The organism is Bradyrhizobium sp. CCH5-F6 (assembly GCF_001556045.1).
Lineage (GTDB): Bacteria > Pseudomonadota > Alphaproteobacteria > Rhizobiales > Xanthobacteraceae > Bradyrhizobium.
In genome coordinates this window covers 1-18,692 of record NZ_LSIC01000001.1, presented here as the reverse complement: position 1 = coordinate 18,692, position 18,692 = coordinate 1, and the positions used below count along the sequence as shown (strand labels likewise).

The 18,692-nt window shown below is 64.9% G+C and carries 21 protein-coding genes and 1 pseudogene; 7 read left to right on the top strand and 15 right to left on the bottom strand.

The window, feature by feature from the left end; translation table 11 throughout:
• Nucleotides 1–1,207: hypothetical protein (locus AX729_RS00110; protein WP_061019872.1), on the top strand; the 1,207-nt coding region annotated here is incomplete at its 5' end.
• Nucleotides 1,208–1,374: 167 nt separating this feature from the next.
• On the opposite strand, the gene AX729_RS00105 is transcribed toward AX729_RS00110, so the two are convergent.
• From AX729_RS00105 to AX729_RS00095, 3 genes are all read right to left on the bottom strand, one after another.
• A complete protein-coding gene (locus AX729_RS00105; RefSeq protein WP_245324986.1) occupies nucleotides 1,375–1,650 on the bottom strand; it encodes a hypothetical protein in 276 nt (91 codons plus the stop codon).
• 250 nt (nucleotides 1,651–1,900) lie between these two features.
• Entirely contained in the window at nucleotides 1,901–2,146 is a 246-nt protein-coding gene (locus AX729_RS00100) for a hypothetical protein (protein ID WP_245324984.1), read from the bottom strand.
• 21 nt (nucleotides 2,147–2,167) lie between these two features.
• Nucleotides 2,168–2,410, bottom strand: coding sequence for a hypothetical protein (locus AX729_RS00095; RefSeq protein WP_061019867.1), 243 nt, complete (start codon nucleotides 2,408–2,410; stop codon nucleotides 2,168–2,170).
• Nucleotides 2,411–2,549: 139 nt separating this feature from the next.
• Between AX729_RS00095 and AX729_RS00090 the strand changes: the two genes are divergently transcribed.
• Together AX729_RS00090 and AX729_RS00085 are read left to right on the top strand one after the other, a co-directional pair.
• Entirely contained in the window at nucleotides 2,550–2,975 is a 426-nt protein-coding gene (locus AX729_RS00090) for a DUF5413 family protein (protein ID WP_061019866.1), read from the top strand.
• A 58-nt stretch (nucleotides 2,976–3,033) separates the two neighbouring features.
• Entirely contained in the window at nucleotides 3,034–3,567 is a 534-nt protein-coding gene (locus AX729_RS00085; RefSeq protein ID WP_156456619.1) for a DUF4112 domain-containing protein, read from the top strand.
• Between the two features lie 118 nt (nucleotides 3,568–3,685).
• On the opposite strand, the gene AX729_RS00080 is transcribed toward AX729_RS00085, so the two are convergent.
• From AX729_RS00080 to msrA, 4 genes are all read right to left on the bottom strand, one after another.
• Complete coding sequence (locus AX729_RS00080) at nucleotides 3,686–3,979, bottom strand: hypothetical protein (protein ID WP_027560969.1); 294 nt, start codon at nucleotides 3,977–3,979, stop codon at nucleotides 3,686–3,688.
• A 214-nt stretch (nucleotides 3,980–4,193) separates the two neighbouring features.
• Complete coding sequence (locus AX729_RS00075; protein WP_061019869.1) at nucleotides 4,194–4,358, bottom strand: DUF3309 family protein; 165 nt, start codon at nucleotides 4,356–4,358, stop codon at nucleotides 4,194–4,196.
• A gap of 108 nt (nucleotides 4,359–4,466) precedes the next feature.
• The gene (gene msrB / locus AX729_RS00070) at nucleotides 4,467–4,886 is read right to left on the bottom strand and encodes a peptide-methionine (R)-S-oxide reductase MsrB (protein WP_061019865.1); all 420 of its coding nucleotides are present in this window, start codon (nucleotides 4,884–4,886) and stop codon (nucleotides 4,467–4,469) included.
• Between the two features lie 24 nt (nucleotides 4,887–4,910).
• Nucleotides 4,911–5,615: a peptide-methionine (S)-S-oxide reductase MsrA gene (gene msrA, locus AX729_RS00065; protein ID WP_061019864.1), complete on the bottom strand. Its 705-nt coding sequence runs from the start codon at nucleotides 5,613–5,615 to the stop codon at nucleotides 4,911–4,913.
• Between the two features lie 251 nt (nucleotides 5,616–5,866).
• Between msrA and AX729_RS00060 the strand changes: the two genes are divergently transcribed.
• Nucleotides 5,867–7,555, top strand: a complete 1,689-nt coding sequence (locus AX729_RS00060) for a tetratricopeptide repeat protein (RefSeq protein WP_061019863.1) — start codon at nucleotides 5,867–5,869, stop codon at nucleotides 7,553–7,555.
• Between the two features lie 42 nt (nucleotides 7,556–7,597).
• On the opposite strand, the gene AX729_RS00055 is transcribed toward AX729_RS00060, so the two are convergent.
• From AX729_RS00055 to napE, 8 genes are all read right to left on the bottom strand, one after another.
• Entirely contained in the window at nucleotides 7,598–8,956 is a 1,359-nt protein-coding gene (locus tag AX729_RS00055) for a lysophospholipase (RefSeq protein ID WP_197433507.1), read from the bottom strand.
• Nucleotides 8,957–9,053: 97 nt separating this feature from the next.
• Nucleotides 9,054–10,169 (bottom strand): ATP-dependent DNA helicase, encoded by a 1,116-nt coding sequence (locus tag AX729_RS00050; protein WP_061019862.1) that lies wholly within the window; start codon nucleotides 10,167–10,169, stop codon nucleotides 9,054–9,056.
• 201 nt (nucleotides 10,170–10,370) lie between these two features.
• Nucleotides 10,371–11,462, bottom strand: a complete 1,092-nt coding sequence (locus AX729_RS00045) for a DUF2336 domain-containing protein (RefSeq protein ID WP_063817203.1) — start codon at nucleotides 11,460–11,462, stop codon at nucleotides 10,371–10,373.
• A 190-nt stretch (nucleotides 11,463–11,652) separates the two neighbouring features.
• Nucleotides 11,653–12,306 carry a NapC/NirT family cytochrome c gene (locus AX729_RS00040; protein ID WP_061019860.1) on the bottom strand — a complete coding sequence of 218 codons (654 nt, stop codon included), beginning with the start codon at nucleotides 12,304–12,306 and terminating at the stop codon, nucleotides 11,653–11,655.
• On the bottom strand, nucleotides 12,303–12,773 hold the full coding sequence (locus AX729_RS00035) for a nitrate reductase cytochrome c-type subunit (protein ID WP_061019859.1): 471 nt from the start codon (nucleotides 12,771–12,773) through the stop codon (nucleotides 12,303–12,305). The genes AX729_RS00040 and AX729_RS00035 overlap by 4 nt, the downstream gene beginning before the upstream one ends.
• A complete protein-coding gene (gene napA / locus AX729_RS00030; protein WP_061019858.1) occupies nucleotides 12,770–15,283 on the bottom strand; it encodes a nitrate reductase catalytic subunit NapA in 2,514 nt (837 codons plus the stop codon). Before napA ends, AX729_RS00035 begins: the two co-directional genes overlap by 4 nt.
• Before the next feature lie 16 nt (nucleotides 15,284–15,299).
• Nucleotides 15,300–15,614 (bottom strand): chaperone NapD, encoded by a 315-nt coding sequence (locus AX729_RS00025; RefSeq protein ID WP_061019857.1) that lies wholly within the window; start codon nucleotides 15,612–15,614, stop codon nucleotides 15,300–15,302.
• Nucleotides 15,615–15,640: 26 nt separating this feature from the next.
• Nucleotides 15,641–15,823, bottom strand: a complete 183-nt coding sequence (gene napE, locus AX729_RS00020) for a periplasmic nitrate reductase, NapE protein (protein ID WP_028181687.1) — start codon at nucleotides 15,821–15,823, stop codon at nucleotides 15,641–15,643.
• 246 nt (nucleotides 15,824–16,069) lie between these two features.
• On the opposite strand from napE, the pseudogene AX729_RS41715 reads away from it, so the two are divergent.
• The 3 genes and pseudogenes from AX729_RS41715 (at nucleotide 16,070) to AX729_RS00005 (ending at nucleotide 18,558) form a co-directional block, all read left to right on the top strand.
• Nucleotides 16,070–17,289, top strand: a pseudogene (locus AX729_RS41715) (LLM class flavin-dependent oxidoreductase).
• 10 nt (nucleotides 17,290–17,299) lie between these two features.
• The gene (locus AX729_RS00010) at nucleotides 17,300–17,659 is read left to right on the top strand and encodes a DUF2200 domain-containing protein (protein ID WP_061019856.1); all 360 of its coding nucleotides are present in this window, start codon (nucleotides 17,300–17,302) and stop codon (nucleotides 17,657–17,659) included.
• Between the two features lie 116 nt (nucleotides 17,660–17,775).
• Complete coding sequence (locus AX729_RS00005; RefSeq protein ID WP_061019855.1) at nucleotides 17,776–18,558, top strand: helix-turn-helix transcriptional regulator; 783 nt, start codon at nucleotides 17,776–17,778, stop codon at nucleotides 18,556–18,558.
• Nucleotides 18,559–18,692: the final 134 nt, after the last annotated feature.

Here is an 18,692-nt window from a genome sequence, read left to right as displayed (position 1 = left end):
GGGAGAAGCCCCGCGTCCGCCGCGCGCTCCGCGTTTCGATGCCACGCGCCAGCCGGGACCCCCCGCCCCGCCGCCGACGCCTGAGCCGCCGGCCGGGCGCGATCGTGCGGGCGCGCGCCGTCCGCCCGACCTCGGACCCCCGCCGCCGCTACCGCCGGCACCGGGCGTGCGCGGCTTCCGCGACATCACGGCCGACGCCAACGATCTCGGCGGCGCTGCCGCGCAGGCCAGCCGCGCCGCGCGCCGCACCTACGCCAACGTGCCATCGCCCTCGCCGGAATTCGACCGGCTCGAGCCGAGCCTGGAGAACCGCGCCGGCGAGTCCGAGGCGCCCTATTCCTACGAAGCGTCGATCGAGGAGGCCGAGCGCTACGCGCCGCAGCCGCCGTCGCCGCGTCCGCGCATCGCGCCCGAGCGCGACGTCAAGAAACGCGCCCGCACCGGCTCGGCCTTTCCGTTCAAGAGTGCGATCGCCGTCGGCATCGTGCTGATCCTGGTCGGCGCCGGCATCCTCTGGGGCAAGCAGCTGGTCCAGACCGTCACCGGCCTTCTCAAGCCGTCCGCGACCCAGGTGGTGGAAACGCCGAGTCCGGCGCAGCCGCAGACCAAGCCGAAAATTCCCGATCGCGTCGGCCAGCCTTCCGCGAGCGACCAGCCGGTCGCGCCGGTGGCGCAGAAGGTCGTGCTCTATGACGAGGATCCGTCCGACCCGAAGGGCAAGCAATATGTCGGCTCGGTGGTGTGGCGGCTCGAGCAGATCAAGGCGTCGGGCAACCAGAAGGCCGACGTCGCGGTGCGCGCCGACATCGAGATTCCCGACCGCAAGTTCAAGATGACGATGTCGTTCCGCCGCAACACCGATTCCTCGCTGCCGGCGAGCCACACCGCGGAGTTGACCTTCATCCTGCCGCCGGATTTTCCGGGCGGCAGCGTCTCCAACGTGCCGGGCATCCTGATGAAGTCGAACGAGCAGGCGCGCGGCACGCCGCTCGCAGGCCTCGCGGTCAAGGTCACCGACGGCTTCTTCCTGGTCGGCCTCTCCAACGTCGATGCCGACCGCGCCCGCAACGTCCAGCTCCTGAAGGAGCGTTCCTGGTTCGACGTTCCCCTGGTCTACGCCAACCAACGCCGCGCCATCATCGCCATCGAGAAGGGCGCCCCCGGCGAGCGCGCCTTCAACGACGCCTTCGCGCAGTGGGGCGATTGAGTCGGGCGGCCACCGCTTCCGTCATTCCGGGGCGCGCGTAGCGCGAGCTATGATGCGCAATTGCGCATCTGAGATTCCATCGTGCAGCGGATGACGGGGAAGAATGGATTCCGGGCTCGACGCTGATGCGTCGCCCCGGAACGACACCCTGAATGAGCGAATGATCGCTACCGCGCCGCCGCTTCCCGCTTGCGCGATGCTGCGGCGGCCGCGTGCTCGCGGTCCATCACGGCGCGGCAGCCGGGGCTGACCTGGGCCTTGTTGCGGACCATGCAGGCGGTGATGCGCGGGATATCCGGGATTTCGCTGGAGCACAGCCGCATCGCGTCGCCCGAGCACATCTGCTGTGCTTCGGACGAGAAGGCGAGGCCAGGCGATGTCTGGAGGGCGAGGCTGGTGACGGCGAGAGCGAAGAGCGAAGCAATCGTCTGATGGCGTGTCATGTGGAATGGGTCCCCGATTTCCCGTGGGCTTCAGCCGCTTGGTTTTTGGGGCGCCGCACGCGGCTTGATCTGCCGCATGTCACAGCCTTCACGCCGGGACTTTGATCCCGCATGTGGTCGCTCGATCTCTCGTGATGTTCGAATCGAAAAGTGCTGCGCCGCCCGAGCGAAGTATGCGCCATTGTCATGCGGCTGCAATGGTCAGCGCGAAGGAATTCGCAATTGTTGCGCGCGAGTCACGTCGCCCGCGTCAGATCAGTCGTTCGGGGGATGCCTTCGCCCGTTCCGCGTCGTCCACGCCGAGAGCGGAGGCATGCTCCTCGACGGCGGTGACACCCTTGGCGGTGAGCTCGAACAGATCGCCGTCCTTCATCACGTAACCATCGGCGATCAGTTGCCCCACCTTGCCTTGCCGGTCGTCGGCGAAAGCAACGGATTGGCTGATGTCCCGGAGGATGGCGAGTTGTTCGTCGCGTATCATGGCTTCACGCTCCATTCGCCGGGATGGTGCCGGTCCTCACATGCCGTGGCTCTGAAACACCTTGCTGCAGGACTTCGACAGCTTGGCGCGATTGGCTTGCAGGCAGCCCTGGACGGCCAAGTCGTTGCCGAGGTCCTTGCGGCAGAAACGCTGCGCGTCCCGTGAGCAGGCCTTCTGCTCCTGCGGCGTGCCCATGTTGCCTTGCGCGAAAGCAGGCCCGTCCGACAGACCGGTCAGGGTTGCCAGCGTGATCGTCGCCAGGAGAAGTTTGCGGGCCATCGGCGCTCCAGTTGCCAGAGGTCAATTCAGGTCCTGCGTGAACTCGTCGCCTTGCCACTTGTTCCCTCGAGCTGGCTGCCCCCCGCTGTTCAAGGTTCCCACAGCGCTGCTATAACGAGGCGAATTGTGAGGATGCGCGATGAAACGCTATCTGGTGTTTGCCCTGGTCGGCCCATTCGTCGGCGGGTTCCTGCTGCTGCTGACGACGACCTACCAGTCCGGCTATTGGGCCCAGACCAATCTCGGGGAGGTCGGCAAGCTGTTCGCGGTGTTCTTCAAGACCCTGCAATACAGCTATCTGTTCGGTTTCCTGCCCGCGCTGATGATCGGCGCGGTCGACGACATCCTGATCCACATCCGCCGGATCCGCCCGGGCTTGCGGATGCTCCTGGTCGGCCTGTTCGCCTTCGCCCTGGCGTCGCTCACCTACAGCTCGCGCGGGCCGGATTCGGGCGCTGTGCAGTTCATCCTGTATGGCCTCGTCGGGTTCGTGCCGGCGGTGATTTCATCCTGGCTCGTGCATCGCTACGTCGAGGAGCCGCAGGCAGCGGCGGCGCCGACCTGACGCGCGGCATTCGATCGCGGCAGCAACCTCCGCCGCCGCGGCGCGTTGTCCGGAGACCATGACCATGTCCGACGACGACATCCTTGCTCCGCGCAGATCCCGTACGGGGAGTAGTTCGCGTTCGGGCAACCGGGCGCGCGGGCCGATCATCGACCAGGAAGGCCACGAGATCAGGCCCGAAAGCCTGGAGCAGGGATTTCGTGAGTTTCGCTTCGAGTTCGGGCAAGCCAGCCCGTTCGCGAATCTGACGCGCGAGCAGCGGATCGCGCGTCTCGAGGCGATCGCGAAGCTGCTCGACGTCGCCTTCATCCTGCCCGGCACCAACATCCGCTACGGCATCGACGGGCTGATCGGCCTGATCCCCGTGGTCGGCGACATCATCACCACGGCGATCTCGCTGTGGCTGGTGCGCGAAGCCCGGGCGCTGGGGGCGCCCTGGCACATCACCGCGCGCATGCTCGGCAATGTCGCGCTCGACGGCGTGGTCGGACTGGTGCCGTTCGCGGGCGACGCTTTCGACGTGATGTTCCGCGCCAACATGCGCAACGTGCGCCTGCTGCGCCGCTGGCTGGAAAAGCAGCCGCGGATTTGAGCCTTCATCGTCCCTCTCAGGGGCAGCTCTCGCGCATGCGGGGGAAAACCAAAACGCAGAAAGCGCGACGACCTTTCGGCCGTCGCGCTTTCTGCGCATATCGGAGGCTTGCGAAAGCTTACGCCGCGTCGGCGTCGGTCTCGGCGGCCGGCGCCGGCTTGGGCCGACGGGGCAGCGGGAAGGCTTCGCTCTCGTACAGCGAGCGGATGCCGTTCTGATCGAAGCGCGCTTCCTCGACCTGGAGATAGGCGCCGTTCAGCGAATCCGTCGGCAACTGCTCCATCGCGAACTGCACGGCCTCGGCTGCGGTGCCGAACCGGCGATAGGTGAAGCCTGCACGCTTCTTCTTGCGGATCGCGGCGGGGAAGAGTTCGGCGGACGTGTTGAAGTTGAACGGACGCAGTGGACGCATGGTCAAAGACCTCGTGATCTTCTCTGGGGCTTTAAGCGCGTGGGGTTGGGGAAGGGCAGAGGCCGCAATCCAGCGGGCCCGCCGCATGTCATTGTCGCCCTCTAATATAGGCCGATTTGACAAAATTGCGACCCCCGCGATGCGAGATGATGAATCCGCGCATGGCAGCTGCGCATGCGCAAAAAATCAAGCAATATCATGTAGTTATTTGAGACTAGAGCTTGCCGAGAAGCAGCAGCACGACCAGCACGACGAGGACGAGCCCGCCAATCCCCATGCCGGAATGGCCCATGCCGTAGCCATAGCCGCCCAGGCGGCCGGACAGGCCCCCGAGCAGGTAGATGATCACGAGGATGATCAGGATGGTCCCGAGCGACATGGCATCCTCCCTGGCGGCCGCCACAATCGAGCGATCGGCGGCGCCGCCAGGCGAGAAAAGCACATCGCGGAGCCGGGTTCCATGCGGGAACCCGGCGCTGCGTGCCGTTTATTTCGGCTCCAGCTTCAACGCCGCCGAATTGATGCAATAGCGCAGACCCGTCGGCCCGGGACCATCGGGGAAGACATGGCCGAGATGACCGCTGCATTTGGAGCAGAGCACCTCGGTGCGGACCATGCCGTGGCTCGTGTCCCGCTCCTCGTCGATATGGCTCTCGACCGCGGGCTGGGTGAAGCTCGGCCAGCCACAGCCGGAATCGAACTTGGCGTCGGACGCGAACAGCACATTGCCGCACCCGGCGCAGACATAGGTGCCGGCGCGCTCCTCGTGCTCATATTCGCCCGAGAAGGGACGCTCGGTCGCCTTCTCGCGCAGCACGGCGTACTGCATCGGCGTCAGTTCGCGCCGCCACTGCTCTTCGCTCTTGATGACCTTGTCGTCCGTGATCTTCGTTCTGGTGTCGGGCATGGGTCTCCCGTTTCTCTCTTGCGATCAGTTGGTGGCCTTGCTGGCATTCACCAGCGTCGGCTTCTCAATGTAGTTGTCCGCGAACAGCTTTTTCAGGTTCTCGACCTTCGGGATGTCGTTATAGGCGATGTAGGGCTGGTTCGGGTGCAGGGTCAGATAATCCTGGTGATAGGCTTCCGCCGGATAGAACGCCTCGAGTGGGCCGAGCTTGGTCACGATCGGCTTTTTGAACACCTTGGCCGCGTTGAGCTGCGCGATATAGGCCTCCGCCACCTTCTTCTGCTCGTCGGAGGTGGTGAAGATCGCCGAGCGATATTGCGGGCCGACGTCGGGGCCCTGGCGGTTGAGCTGGGTCGGGTCGTGCACCACCGAGAAGTAGATCTGGAGGATCTTGCCGTAGGAGATTTTCTTCGGGTCGTACTTGATCTCGACCGACTCGGCGTGGTCGGTGCGCCCGCTCGAGACAGCCTTGTAGTCGGCGGTCGCCTTGGTGCCCCCGGCATAGCCGGAGACCGCGTTGACGACGCCCGCGGTGTGCTGGAAGACGCCCTGCACGCCCCAGAAGCAGCCGCCGGCGAGGACGGCGGTCTGGATGCCGCTCGCGGGCGCGGCGTCCACGGCGGGGGCGGGGATCACGACCGCTTCCTCCGCGGCCCGGGAGGGCATCGTGAAAGCCAGCGTCAGGGCGGTGGTTGCGGCGAGCAGGAAGGCGAGGGCGGTTCGGCGCATGGCAATCCTCTTTCGGAAGGGCTGACAGTCTAGGGCGGTCGGGACCGGGCGAACAGCCTGCCCGGGCGCGCTTTCGCATCAACCGAGATACGGACGCAGCCGCCGATTGTTACGCCGGGGCGGACACGAGTCCGTGAGAACGTCCGGGAAATGGCGCGGCGACGATGCGGCCTGGCGGGATGCGGAACTCCGCGCTGGACGAGCCGGCATGATCGACAATAAGAAATGGTGGCTGGAGCTCACCTGACAACATGCTGCGCGTCGTACTGCCGATCCTTGCCGCCCTCGCCGCCGGCACGTCGCTTGCCGTGGCCGATCCCCAAGCCGGCGGCGATCTCGCCATTTGCCGTGACCGCCAGGCGGAGGCGCAGGCCCGTGCCACGGCCTGCGACAATCTGCTGAACGCCGACCGCGTCGCCGGCAAGGACAAGGCGATCGCGCTGTCCGTGCGCGGCACGACGCTGCTCAACAAGCGCGATCATGTCCACGCGATCGAGATCCTGTCCACGGCGCTCGACCTCGATCCCGACTATGCGGTGGCGCTCAATCTGCGCGGCCTCGCCTATGAGCGCAGCGGACAGGACGACCTCGCGATGGCCGACTATGATCTCGCGCTACAGAAGCGTCCGGCTTACGGCGTTCCCTACAACAACCGCGGTGTCATCCAGCTGCGACGGGGTGCGCTGCAAAGCGCGCTCGACGATTTCAGCCTGTCGATCAAATACACGCCCAAATTCCTGCTCGCCTGGACCAATCGCGCGCGCGTGCGCACGTTGATGAAGGATTTCGACGGCGCGCTCGCCGACTTCGCGGAGGCCGAGAAGATTGATCCGGCCGCGCCGCAGATCGCCAGCAACCGCTGCGTCACCTACGGTATGATGGGAAAATTCGACAAGGCCCTTGCCGACTGCAACCGCCTGATCGAGCGGCAGCCGAAGAACGTGTTCGCGATCAACAACCGCGCCGACGCCAACATGATGAAAGGCGACCTCGAGGCCGCGCTGAAGGATTACAACACGGCCATCCAGATCAACCCGAACAATGTCCGCGCGCATTCCGGCCGCGGCCAGATTTACGAGCGCAGGAAGGATCTCGCCCAGGCGCGCGCCGACTATCGCGCCGCGGCTTATTCGCTGACGAAATTCGACGAGATCGACGTCGCGCGCGCCCGCGCCATCGCACGGGAGCGGCTCGCCGCGCTGACGGCGCAAACACCGGGCGGTGCGCCTGTCGGGCACCGCGTCGCGCTGGTGATCGGCAACGGCGCCTACAAGAACGTCCACGCTCTCGCCAATCCCCCGAGCGATTCCAGATTGATCGCCAGTGTGCTGCGCGACGTCGGCTTCCAGACCGTGATATCCGTCAACGACCTCACCCGCGACAAGTTCTTCGAAGCGTTGCAGGCCTTTGCCACAGAGGCGGAAAAGGCCGACTGGGCCGTGGTCTATTACGCCGGCCACGGTTTCGAGATCGGCGGGGTGAACTATCTCGTTCCGGTCGACGCCAAGCTCGCCGCCGACAGCGATGCCGAGACTCAGGCGGTTGCCCTGGAGCAGGTGATCGCCGCCGTCGGCGCCGCGCGAAGGATGCGGCTCGTGGTCCTGGACGCCTGTCGCGACAATCCGTTCGCGCCGGCCATGCAGCGCACCTTGTCGCTCAAGCTGGTCGACAAGGGCTTTTCCAACATCGAGCCCGGTGCCGGCTTCATGGTGGTCTACGCCGCCAAGCATGGCGAGACCGCGATGGACGGCGACGGCAGCGCCAACAGCCCGTTCGCCACCGCGCTGGCGCGCGAGATCAGGCAGCCGCGCGTCGAGATCAGAAAGCTGTTCGACATCATTCGCGACGACGTCTGGGCCGCGACGAAGCACGCGCAGCAGCCGTTCACCTATGGCTCGCCGCCGGGAAGAGAGGACTTCTACTTCGTGGCGGGGAAGTGAGCGGTCGCGTTCGTAGCGCGTTCAGCCGTTTGGCTGCGTGGCTCACGCCAGCGAATTGAACCAGTCGAACGCCGTCGGCTGCCCGTTCAGAACGGCCGCTTCGCCATAGAGGCTCGACAGGAACGTGGCGCGATGGCTGGCGCCATTGACCGGAACGCCCACCGCGAAATGTCCGCCGGCGGCGATTGCGGGCCGCACCAGCCGTGGATGCAACGCCTCGTCCGCCAGCCCGTAATAGAACCTGATCGGGGAATCGTAATCCCAGAAGGTCGCGCCATTGTTGCCGAGGCGGCGCTGGAAAGCGCTGTTCGAATCGCTGGTGAAGCGATCGAAGAAGCCATCGACGAGGAAGTCGCCGGCGGGAGGAATGCTCCTCGCGATCTCGCCTTCGAGGCTGTAATCGGACCAGTATTTTTCCGCGAAGGGCTGGTATTGCGGCTTGATCGCCGTCTTGAACAGGTCGCCCAGCCCATAATAGCGCCGGTAACTGCCGAGCAGGACGATCATGCAAGGCGTGATCCAGGCCGGCGGCAGCGGATAAGAGCTCTCCGAGGCCGGAATGTAGGCCGCAGGGTTCGCCCAGTAGTGAAAGCTGTCGGCGAGATCGTTGAACGGGCTCTGTGTCGCGGTCGCCCGAACCTTGATGCCGCGGCGCTGCAGCTCCTGTTTCAGCCACTGCGTGTTCAGGGCGCCTTGCGACCATCCGTTCAGGAACAGGGATGATGGGCGCAGGCCCAATTTGCGCAGCTCGAGTTGCCCCGCACTCAATATGTCGAGGCAGCACTGCACGGTCGCGCCCTTCACGGCATAGGCTTCGCTCCGGCCATTGCGATAGGGGCCCTTGCCGACATAGTCGGCCGCGATGATCGCGTAGCCGTTGCCGGCGAAGCGCTGGATGTTGAACAAGGTCTCGATCGAATCGAAATTGTCGCGCAGCTCGTATGTTTCGTCGCCCAGGCGCAGCAGGTTCGAGGGGACCTGGTCGAACGACAGGATCGTGCCGTGTTGCCACGACAACAGCGGAAGGGCGCTGCGCGCGCCCGCCGGAACGGCGAGCAGGCCGCTGACCTTGACGCGTTCTCCCGTCTCCGGGACGCGCGTGAAGGTGACGATGCGCCTCAGCTCCACGTCATGGCGCGCCGCATATTTGTCTGCAAAGCTCGCCGGCAAAATATTGCCTTCGTTGAAGACGGCATAGAACTTTGCCGCCAGCGTGTTGAGCCGCTCCTTCGAGACGCGCACCGACCTGACCGACGCCGCAAGGGCATTCCCCGGAGCCGTGGTCGACAGCGCCAGTGAACCGGCGGCCGCGCTCGCCGATCTCAGAAAGCCGCGACGGTTCACTGTGAGATCATCGAGATCGATATCGGGATGTTCAGGTCTCGTCGCGCGCGCAGCCATATGTTCCGCTCCGATGCAGGTGACATACCGATACGCTGCAAAACCTAGCGCGCGGTGAACGCTGCTCGGCGGAACGGATCACCGGGAAACGCGAGACCTACACCACCACGCTGAGCCGTTTAGCCGCCCGCGTGATGCCGGTATAGAGCCACCTCGCCCTGGAGTCCTGAAACGCAAAGCTCTCGTCGAACAGCACGACATCGTCCCATTGCGAGCCCTGCGACTTGTGCACGGTCAGCACGTAGCCGTAGTCGAACTCGTCATAGGGCTTGCGCTGCTCCCAGGCGATCTGCTCGATGCCGCCCTCGAAGCAGTCGGCGCGCACCGAGACCTTCGTCACCTTGTGGCCGAAATCCTCGTCCGGCGACAGCCGCATGCTGAGGATGCGCGATTTCGAGCGCGAGGTGTTGCGCGACTTCACACGCCATAGCCCGCCGTTGAACAGGCCTTTCTTGCGGTTGTTGCGCAGGCACACCAGCTTGTCGCCGGCGACGGGAAACGCATCCTCGATGTTCTGGCGCTGGCGCACGCGCATGTTGTACGCGCGCCTTGTGTTGTTGCGGCCGACCAGGACCTGGTCGGCACCCATGACGCGGTCGGGATCGAGCTCTTTCCGCGACACCACCTCGCTCTCGCCGTAGCGGCCGATGTCGAGCTCGCGTCCCTCGCGGACGTCCATCGACATCCGCACGATCGGATCGTCCTGGGCCTGGCGATGCACCTCGGTCAGCATCGCGTCCGGCTCGGAATTGGTGAAGAAGCCGCCGCCCTGGATCGGCGGCAGCTGCGCGGGATCGCCCAGCACGAGGAGGGGACAGTCGAACGACATCAGGTCGCGCCCGAGTTCGGCGTCGACCATCGAGCATTCGTCGATCACGATCAGCTTCGCCTTCGATGCCGGCGCGTCGTCCCACAATTCGAAGCTCGGCTGCTCCTCGCCGGATTCGCGGGCGCGGTAGATCAGCGAGTGGATGGTGGAGGCGCCGTCGCAGCCCTTGTTGCGCATGACCAGAGCCGCCTTGCCGGTGAAGGCGGCGAACTTCACCTCGCCATCGACCCCGTCGGCGATGTGCCGCGCCAGCGTGGTCTTGCCGGTGCCGGCGAAGCCGAACAGGCGGAATACCGGCGGCGTGCCGTTGCGGCCCGGCTTGGCTTTGAGCCAGTCGCCGACGGCCTTGAGCGCGGCGTCTTGATGCGGGGTGAAGGTGGGCATGGCTGTCTTGAGAAGGGAACTGGCGATTCGCCGCTTCTCGGAAACTAACCATTGCGGCCGGCCGTTCAAGCGGCGGTCAGGCCGTCCTGCCGGTCCTGAAGCATGATCCGGGAAAGTGCGCAGCGGTTTTCCGAAAAGATCATGCTCAAACAACAACCTAAAGCGCGATGACGATTCATCCTAACCTCATCGCGCTTTAGGCTATTTGTCGATCCGGTCGTGCAGCTGCCAGAATCGCAATGTGCGCTCGGCCGTTGCCGGGGACAGCTTGGCGAAATCCGTGCCCGCGAGCTTCAGGGTGGCCTCGTCGATGCGGTACTTGGCTGGACGATTGCAGAGGATTTTTTCCACCGTGGGCCAGCCGAGGCCTGCCGACTTGCAGGGGATCAGCACGAGGTCGGCACGCGGCCCTTCCAGAACCTTCGCCATCAGCTCGGTCGGCGCGCTGTTGTTGAGAAGCCCGAGCGCGGCGGCAACCTCGTCGAATCTCTTGGTCTCCGCGAATCGGGCGATGGCGGCGTCGTTGAGCTCGTTGAGGCCCTTCATCCGTTTGACGGCCGCTTCAGCCAGGCTGAAATCCCGCTTCGGCTCCGGCGGCGCCGCCTTGCTGGTGATCGCGGCGAGGATGCGCTTGATCTCGGCCTGGAGTTCTGGCGGGGCGATGGTCGCAAGGCGCGCGCGCACGGCTTCGGTGGCGCGCTGCAGCAGGTCGCGTAGATACTTGATGGGAAGATCGATGCGCAGGCCGAGCGACTCGGCGAGCGTTTCGTCGGCTTCCGCGTGCGCGATCATGCCGCCATAGCCTTCCTCGGAAAAGCGGGCCGTCGTGTTGTCGGCAAGGCGGCGGATGACCTTGCGCTCGCCGCGCTCGACCAGGACGTCCGTGACGACCTCAGGCAGGTCGGCGCGGCCGGAAATGGCGAACAGGTGATCCTGCCCCTTGGCTTTCGCGATCTCGACCAGCGTCGGGGTGCTCAGGCGATTGGACTCGGTCAGCACCTTGCCCGCGACGGCGATCTCGTCGTCCCAGGCGAGGCGTTCGAGCACGCCGGCAGGCGCGTAATCCAGCGGCGCCAGACGATCGCCAAGCTCGGCCCTGACCCGACTTTCCACCCGCGTCACCAGATGCGAGAGCACATGATCGAAGACCTCGACCTGATCGTCGCTGAGGCGCTGCCCCTGGTCGAGAAACAGGTCCGTCACCCGTCGCAAGGTCTCGATGCGCTTGGCCGAGGAGCCGTTACGGACGGCATCTTCGAGCTCGTCGATGATGGAATTCGTCTGCTGCTGCATCATGCTCTTCTGGCCACCGCAGTAGGACTTGGGACAGCTTCCGTCGCGAGCATGATCGGCCCTGTGGTTTAAGCAGGGGATAACGGAGTGGTATGATGAAACTGCCGAATGGAACTTTCGCTATCAGAATTCGGCATGTCTGACGTCGTCCGCTCGCCGCGCCGGGCGAGCGGTGGGTCAGGAGCGGAGGTTACTGCCAGCCCGGAACGCCGCGCATGTCCGGCAGCTGGTGGGCGATGCCCTTGTGGCAGTCGATGCAGGTCTTTTCCTTGGTGAACAGGAAGCGCTGGTGCGCCACCGAGGCGCGCGGCGACTGCTTGGTGATGTCCATGGAGTCGGCGCTGTGGCAGTTGCGGCATTCCAGGGAGTCGTTGGCCTTGAAGCGCGCCCATTCGTGCGCCGCCAATTCGAGGCGGTGATCCTGAAATTTCTCCCTCGTGTCGATCGTGCCGAAGATCTTGCCCCAGACCTCCTTGGAGGCCTGCATCTTGCGCGCGATCTTGTCGGTCCAGTTGTGCGGCACGTGGCAGTCCGGGCAGGTCGCACGCACGCCGGAGCGGTTGCTGAAGTGGATGGTCGACTTCAGCTCGGCGAAGACGTTGTCCTTCATCTCGTGGCAGCCGGTGCAGAACTTCTCGGTGTTGGTCAATTCCAGCGCGGTGTTGAAGCCGCCCCAGAAGATCACGCCGGCAACGAAACCGGCCAGCACCAGGGTCCCGAGGGCGAACACCGAGCTCGGGCGGGTCAGCACCTGCCAGAGCTCCAGCGCAAAGTCCCGGCTTCGCGCCAGGAAGCCGCGCTTGGCGTTCAGCTCGGCATTGGGCTCGTCAGCGGTCGTGGTCATCGGCGCCCACCGGGGCTTGCGCGCGACAGCAGCGTGTCGATGTCGATGAAGTCGTTGCTGACGGGCGGGGTGGCGGTGTTCTGCGGCACGTGGCATTCCGTGCAGAAGAAGCGCCGCGGCGAGACCGAGCCCAGGAACTGGCCGTCACGATCCATGAAGTGCGTGATCGACACCATCGGCGCCTGCGATTCCGCGGTGCGCGCCCGCGCATGGCAGGACAGGCACTTGTTGCCGTTGAGATCGACCTGGTAGCCGTCGATCGCATGCGGGATCACCGGGGGCTGCTCCGGATAGTTGCGTACCTCCCGCTCCGACGTGTTGCGGTTCGGCAGCATCGGCGGCGCCGGGCCCTCGTCATTGAGCGGGGTCGGGCCGCGCAGGCCCGAGCTTACGGTCTGCGCGGTCAGCGAGCTCGCGCCCGCGGCGATCGTGACCGCGAGCAGGGCGATTGCAAATCGTTTCATCATGACATGCTCACCCGCTCGATGCGCACGGCGCATTTCTTGAAGTCGGTCTGCAGCGAGATCGGATCGGTGGCGTCGAGCGTCACCTTGTTGATCAGCTTGGATTCGTCGAACCAGGGCACGAACACCAGGCCGCGCGGCGGCCGGTCGCGGCCGCGCGTCTCGACGCGGGCCCGGATGAAGCCGCGGCGGGAGACCACCTTCACCTCGTCGCCGCGCCGGAGCCTGGCTTCCTGCGCGTCGTCGGGATGCATGAAGCAGACGGCTTCAGGAAAGGCCTTGTAGAGCTCGGGCACGCGCCGCGTCATGGTGCCGGAGTGCCAGTGCTCCAGCACCCGGCCGGTCGAGAGCCAGAACGGATATTCCTTGTCGGGCGATTCCGCCGGCGGCTCGTAGGGCAGCGCGAAGATGCGCGCCTTGCCGTCGGCATGACCGTAGAACTGCACGTCCGTGCCCTGCTTGACGTAGGGGTCGCTGCCTTCGCGGAAACGCCACTTGGTTTCCTGGCCGTTGACGACCGGCCAGCGCAGGCCGCGCTCGCGGTGATAGGTCTCGAACGGTGCGAGGTCGTGGCCGTGGCCGCGCCCGAACTGGGCATATTCCTCGAACAGGCCCTTGTGGACGTAGAAGCCGAACGCCTTGGATTCGTCGTTGGCGTAGCCGGCATCGATCTCCGAGACCGGAAACTTGTCGACCTGGCCGTTCCTGTAGAGCACGTCGAACAGCGTCTTGCCGCGATATTCCGGCTTCTTTGCGATCAGCTCCTCGGGCCAGACCTCCTCGATCTTGAAGCGCTTGGAGAACTCCATGAGCTGCCAGAGGTCGGATTTCGATTCGCCGGGCGCGGAGACGAGCTGGTGCCAGAACTGGGTGCGCCGCTCGGCATTGCCATAGGCGCCTTCCTTCTCCACCCACATCGCGGTCGGCAGGATCAGGTCGGCGGCGAGCGCGGTCACCGAGGGATAGGCATCCGAGACCACGATGAAATTGTCGGGGTTGCGGAAGCCGGGATAGGTCTCCTCGTTGATGTTGGGGCCGGCCTGGAGGTTGTTGTTGACCTGCACCCAATAGGCGTTGATCAGGCCGTCCTTCAGCATCCGGCTTTGCAGCACGGCGTGGGCGCCGTTCTTGTCGGGGATGGTGCCTTCGGGCAGCCGCCAGATATGCTCGGCATGATCTCGATGCGCCTTGTTGGTCACGACCATGTCGGCGGGCAGGCGGTGCGAGAAGGTGCCGACCTCGCGCGCAGTGCCGCAGGCCGAGGGCTGGCCGGTCAGCGAGAACGGACTGTTGCCGGGCGAGGAGATCTTCCCGGTCAGAAGATGGATGTTGTAGACGAGGTTGTTGCACCAGACGCCGCGGGTGTGCTGGTTGAAGCCCATGGTCCAGAACGAGACCACCTTCGTCTTTGGATCGGCATAGAGCTCGGCGAGAGCTTCGAGACGGTTGAGCGGCACGCCCGACATTTCGGCGGCCTTCTCCAGCGTGTACTCCGAGACGAACTTGACGAACTCGTCATAGCTCATGTCGGTGGCGTCGTTGGGTTTCGCCGCGCCCGTCGCCTTCTTCTGCAGCGGATGCTCGGGCCGCAGGCCATAGCCGATGTCGGTTTGGCCGCGCTTGAACACGGTGTGCCTGGCGACGAAGTCCTTGTTGACGCGGCCGGTCTTGATGATGTGGTTGGCGATGGCGTTGAGGATGTAGAGGTCGGTCTGCGGCTTGAACACCATGCCGATGTCGGCGAGGTCGAACGAGCGATGCTCGAAGGTCGAAAGCACGGCGACGCGGACATGCGGCGCAGAGAGCCGGCGGTCGGCCAGGCGCGTCCACAGGATCGGGTGCATCTCCGCCATGTTGGAGCCCCACAGCACGAAGGCGTCGGTGGCCTCGATGTCGTCGTAGCAGCCCGGAGGCTCGTCGATGCCGAAGGTGCGCATCATGCCGGCGACGGCCGAGGCCATGCAGTGGCGCGCATTGGGATCGATGTTGTTGGTGCGGAAGCCGGCCTTGAACAGCTTCGAGGCGGCGTAGCCCTCCCAGATCGTCCACTGGCCGGAGCCGAACATGGCGACGCCGTTCGGTCCGCGCTTCTTGATCGCCTCCTTCCACTTCAGCTCCATGATGTCGAAGGCTTCGGTCCAGGTCACCGGCGTGAACTCGCCGTCCTTGTCGTATTTGCCGCCGCTCTTGCGCAGCATCGGCTGCATCAGGCGGTCGTGGCCGTACATGATCTTGGAGAGGAAGTAGCCCTTGACGCAGTTGAGGCCGCGATTGACCTCGGACTTGGTGTCGCCATGGGTGGCGACCACGCGGTTCTCCTTGGTCGCGACCATCACCGAGCAGCCGGTGCCGCAGAAGCGGCACGCGGCCTTGTCCCACTTCATCTCGGTAATGTTCCTCTCCGCGACGAGATTGGCGGCGAGCGCCGGAGCGGGGATGCCGGCGGCGGCGGCAGCGATCGCGGCCGCCTCCAGTTTCAGCATCTGGCGGCGGTCGAGCTTGGGCGATGTCATGGCGGCTCTTCCTGACTCAGGCGGTTTCGATGGCGTGGAAGACGAGGGCTGCGGAATAGACGTTCGGCAGCGACTGGATGGTGTTGAGCAGGGTGCCGAGGCTGCCGGAATCGGGCGCTTCGGTCACGACGACGAGCTTGCCGCGCGGATCGCGGCCGTGGATCTCGCAGCCGGGCAGTGCGGTGATCTCGGCTTCGAGCTCGGCGAGACGCTCGGGACGCGCCTGCACCACGATGCTCGCGATCTCGGCCCCCGGCGGCGCGATGATGCGATCGGCGCTGAGCACCCGGCCAGTGATCAAGGCACGGCGGTTGAGTGTGGCGTGAGTCATGATGCCTGTCTTTCGCTCGAGGGGAATCAATGTCGGGAGGGCGGACCGGGAGGGCCGGCAAACATCTGGTAGATCCAGACGCCAAGGCCGTAACTGCCGACCGTTCCGACCGCGAGGACGGGCATCACGACTGCGGTCAGGAACAGAAAGGCGAAAATCTCCATGCGCTTACGGCGCACGCGCGAGGTCGCGTCGTCTGGGGCCGACATATTCGGTCTCGTCTGAAATGTGGGGATTGGGACGGCATCCGGGCCGTTGCCTTGCTGCACTTCTGATGCAATCGGGCCGTCGCGGCCTTGATCTGGATCAATCTGCCGGCTTGCGCAGATGTCGCAGCGCAGCGCCTTGCCAAGCACAAATGCGGGATCATTCTCCCGCACGGCGGAATTGCCGCTCCGTAGACAGCGCCGCCTCACCCACTAAGATGCGATCAACAACAATAAGCGGGAGGCCTCATGAAGTTCGGCATCTTCTATGAGCTGCAACTGCCACGGCCCTGGGTGGCCGGCGACGAGCTCAGGCTCTACCAGAACGCGCTCTCGCAGATGGAACTCGCAGACCAGCTCGGTTACGACCATGCCTGGGTGGTCGAGCATCATTTCCTCGAGGAATACTCCCACTCGCCCTCGCCGGAATCGTTCCTGGCCGCAGCGAGCCAGCGCACGAAGAACATCAGGCTCGGCCACGGCATCCTCCAGCTCACCACCAACCATCCCGCCCGCGTCGCCGAGCGCGTCGCGGTGCTCGACCTGCTCAGCAACGGCCGCTGCGAATTCGGCATGGGCGAGAGCGCGTCCATCACCGAGCTCACGCCGTTCGGGCGCGACATGGAGACCAAGAAGGAGGTGTTCGAGGAAGCGGTCGCCGCGATCTTCCCGATGTTCAAGGATGCGGGCTCCGAGCACCACGGCAAGTATTTCGACATCCCCCTGCGCAACGTGGTGCCGAAGCCGGTGCAGAAGCCGCATCCTTGAACATCGGGAAGATGCTGTGGATGGCGTGCTCGCAGCTGCCGACCATCGAGCGCGCCGGCCGCCACGGCTTCGGCGCGCTTGGTTTCCAGTTCGTCAGCGCCGATGCCGCGCACGCCTGGGTGCATGCCTATTACAACGCCATGACCAAGCGGCTGCATAAGCTCGCCGACTACGAGATCAATCCGAACATGGCGCTGGTCTCGTTCTTCATGTGCGCCAAGACGGACGAGGAGGCGCGTGCGCGCGCCGACGGCGCCACCTTCTTCCAGTTCGCGCTGCGCTTCTACGGCGCCTCGCAAAATCGCCAGCGCCCCGCGCCCTACACCGTCAACATGTGGGACGAGTACAACAAGTGGAAGCGCGACAATCCGGAAGCGCAGGAGGCGAGCTTGCGCAGCGGCCTGATCGGCTCGCCCGAGACGATCCGCAGGAAGCTGAAGCGCTTTCAGTCTTCCCATATCGACCAGGTCATCCTGCTCAACCAGGCCGGCAAGAACAGCCACGAGCACATCTGCGAATCGCTGGAGCTGTTCGGCCGCGAGGTGATGCCGGAGTTCCAGAACGACCCGGCGCAGGCCGAATGGAAACGAGGCGTGATGAGCGGCGAGATCGAGCTGGAAGAGATCGACACGGAAGCCTTCACCGACCGCTACGGCAAGCTCGCCATCAACGTCGCGCCGGCCAAGGCTGCGGCGGGGTAGGAGCTCCATCGTGACAAAGCACCGGATCTATACGATGAGCTTCGCAAGCGTGTATCCGCTTTACGTTGCGAAGGCCGAGAAAAAGGGACGGACAAAAGCCGAGGTCGACCAGGTCATCTCCTGGCTGACGGGCTATGGTCGGAAAGAGCTCGAAGCCGAGCTGAAAAAGCAGACGGACTTCGAAACCTTTTTCGCAAAGGCTCCTCGGATCAACCCCCTGCGATCCATGATCAGGGGTGTCATTTGCGGCGTCCGGGTGGAGGATATCGAAGAACCAACGATGCGGGAAATCCGCTATCTGGACAAGCTGATCGACGAGTTGGCCAAGGGTAAGACGATGGACAAGATCCTGCGAAGCACGAATTCCTGAGCGCAGCCTCCTATCCATTCGGCTCGTCGGCTTTGCATGCCCGTAGCCGACGACATCCGTCTTCCGCCCGGTCGCCATTGCTGATAATTTTCAGCAAAAGCGGCCGGGAGAGAACGATGCGTTTCCACGAGATGGCTCCGATGCCTGCGGCCGGCGATGTCACGCCGGCGGTGCTCGCCATCGGCCGGCCTGACTTTCCGAACATCCTCATCGACACGCTGCGCCGGCAGGCCGGGGTCGGTCATTGCATGGTGTTCGCGCTGACGCGCGCGGGCGCGGCCCGTTGTCTGCTGGACGCCGGCAACATCCCGATCGGCGGCGATCTCGGCGCCGCCTATGCCGGCCAGTTCCACGAATCCGATCCCAACCGCGATGCGCTGTTCGACGGCGAGGGCAACGCGCCGATCGTGCTGCCGGCGTTCGCGCCGCGCATGTACGGCGCGCGCTACCGCAAGATCTTCTTCAACGATTCCGGCATCGTCGACAAATGCGCGAGCGCGATCTGGACCGGCGACACCTGCTTCTACGTCAACTTCTACCGCATCGCGGCGCAGGGCCGCTTCGACGACGAGCAGCGCCGACGGCTTGAAGCAATCGCACCGGCGATCGCGGCAAGCGTTGCCCGCCATTTCCAGGCAAGCGCACCGCCGGACCAGACCCTCGCCGCGCTGTTCGCCACCCGCTTACCGCTCGCCGATCTCACGCCGCGCGAGCAGGACGTTTGCCGGCGCATCTTGTCCGGCTTCAGCTCCGAAGCGATCTCGCAGGCACTCGGCATCAGCCTGCATTCGACCCTGACCTATCGCAAGCGCGCTTATGAACGGCTCGGCATCTCCTCCCAGAGCGAGCTGTTCGCGATCGTGCTGCGGCTGCTCTCGGCGCCTCACGGCCTGAACTGAGGGGACGCCAGGTCCGCGCTGTCTGCTTCCGGGAGCAAAGCGGACACGCAGCCTGGCCGCCATGATCGTCGCCTTCTGACCGATTCTGTTGAAAAAGGCTGGCAGTATTCCGTTGTAATGGCTGGGCGGAATGA

Bases quoted from the DNA above. Each gene is read 5' to 3' on its own strand.
- AX729_RS00105 (WP_245324986.1), bottom strand. From the start codon at position 1,650: ATGACACGCCATCAGACGATTGCTTCGCTCTTCGCTCTCGCCGTCACC.
- AX729_RS00100 (WP_245324984.1), bottom strand. From the start codon at position 2,146: ATGGAGCGTGAAGCCATGATACGCGACGAACAACTCGCCATCCTCCGG.
- AX729_RS00095 (WP_061019867.1), bottom strand. From the start codon at position 2,410: ATGGCCCGCAAACTTCTCCTGGCGACGATCACGCTGGCAACCCTGACC.
- AX729_RS00090 (WP_061019866.1), top strand. From the start codon at position 2,550: ATGAAACGCTATCTGGTGTTTGCCCTGGTCGGCCCATTCGTCGGCGGG.
- AX729_RS00085 (WP_156456619.1), top strand. From the start codon at position 3,034: ATGACCATGTCCGACGACGACATCCTTGCTCCGCGCAGATCCCGTACG.
- AX729_RS00080 (WP_027560969.1), bottom strand. From the start codon at position 3,979: ATGCGTCCACTGCGTCCGTTCAACTTCAACACGTCCGCCGAACTCTTC.
- AX729_RS00075 (WP_061019869.1), bottom strand. From the start codon at position 4,358: ATGTCGCTCGGGACCATCCTGATCATCCTCGTGATCATCTACCTGCTC.
- msrB (WP_061019865.1), bottom strand. From the start codon at position 4,886: ATGCCCGACACCAGAACGAAGATCACGGACGACAAGGTCATCAAGAGC.
- msrA (WP_061019864.1), bottom strand. From the start codon at position 5,615: ATGCGCCGAACCGCCCTCGCCTTCCTGCTCGCCGCAACCACCGCCCTG.
- AX729_RS00060 (WP_061019863.1), top strand. From the start codon at position 5,867: ATGCTGCGCGTCGTACTGCCGATCCTTGCCGCCCTCGCCGCCGGCACG.
- AX729_RS00055 (WP_197433507.1), bottom strand. From the start codon at position 8,956: ATGGCTGCGCGCGCGACGAGACCTGAACATCCCGATATCGATCTCGAT.
- AX729_RS00050 (WP_061019862.1), bottom strand. From the start codon at position 10,169: ATGCCCACCTTCACCCCGCATCAAGACGCCGCGCTCAAGGCCGTCGGC.
- AX729_RS00045 (WP_063817203.1), bottom strand. From the start codon at position 11,462: ATGCAGCAGCAGACGAATTCCATCATCGACGAGCTCGAAGATGCCGTC.
- AX729_RS00040 (WP_061019860.1), bottom strand. From the start codon at position 12,306: ATGACCACGACCGCTGACGAGCCCAATGCCGAGCTGAACGCCAAGCGC.
- AX729_RS00035 (WP_061019859.1), bottom strand. From the start codon at position 12,773: ATGATGAAACGATTTGCAATCGCCCTGCTCGCGGTCACGATCGCCGCG.
- napA (WP_061019858.1), bottom strand. From the start codon at position 15,283: ATGACATCGCCCAAGCTCGACCGCCGCCAGATGCTGAAACTGGAGGCG.
- AX729_RS00025 (WP_061019857.1), bottom strand. From the start codon at position 15,614: ATGACTCACGCCACACTCAACCGCCGTGCCTTGATCACTGGCCGGGTG.
- napE (WP_028181687.1), bottom strand. From the start codon at position 15,823: ATGTCGGCCCCAGACGACGCGACCTCGCGCGTGCGCCGTAAGCGCATG.
- AX729_RS00005 (WP_061019855.1), top strand. From the start codon at position 17,776: ATGCGTTTCCACGAGATGGCTCCGATGCCTGCGGCCGGCGATGTCACG.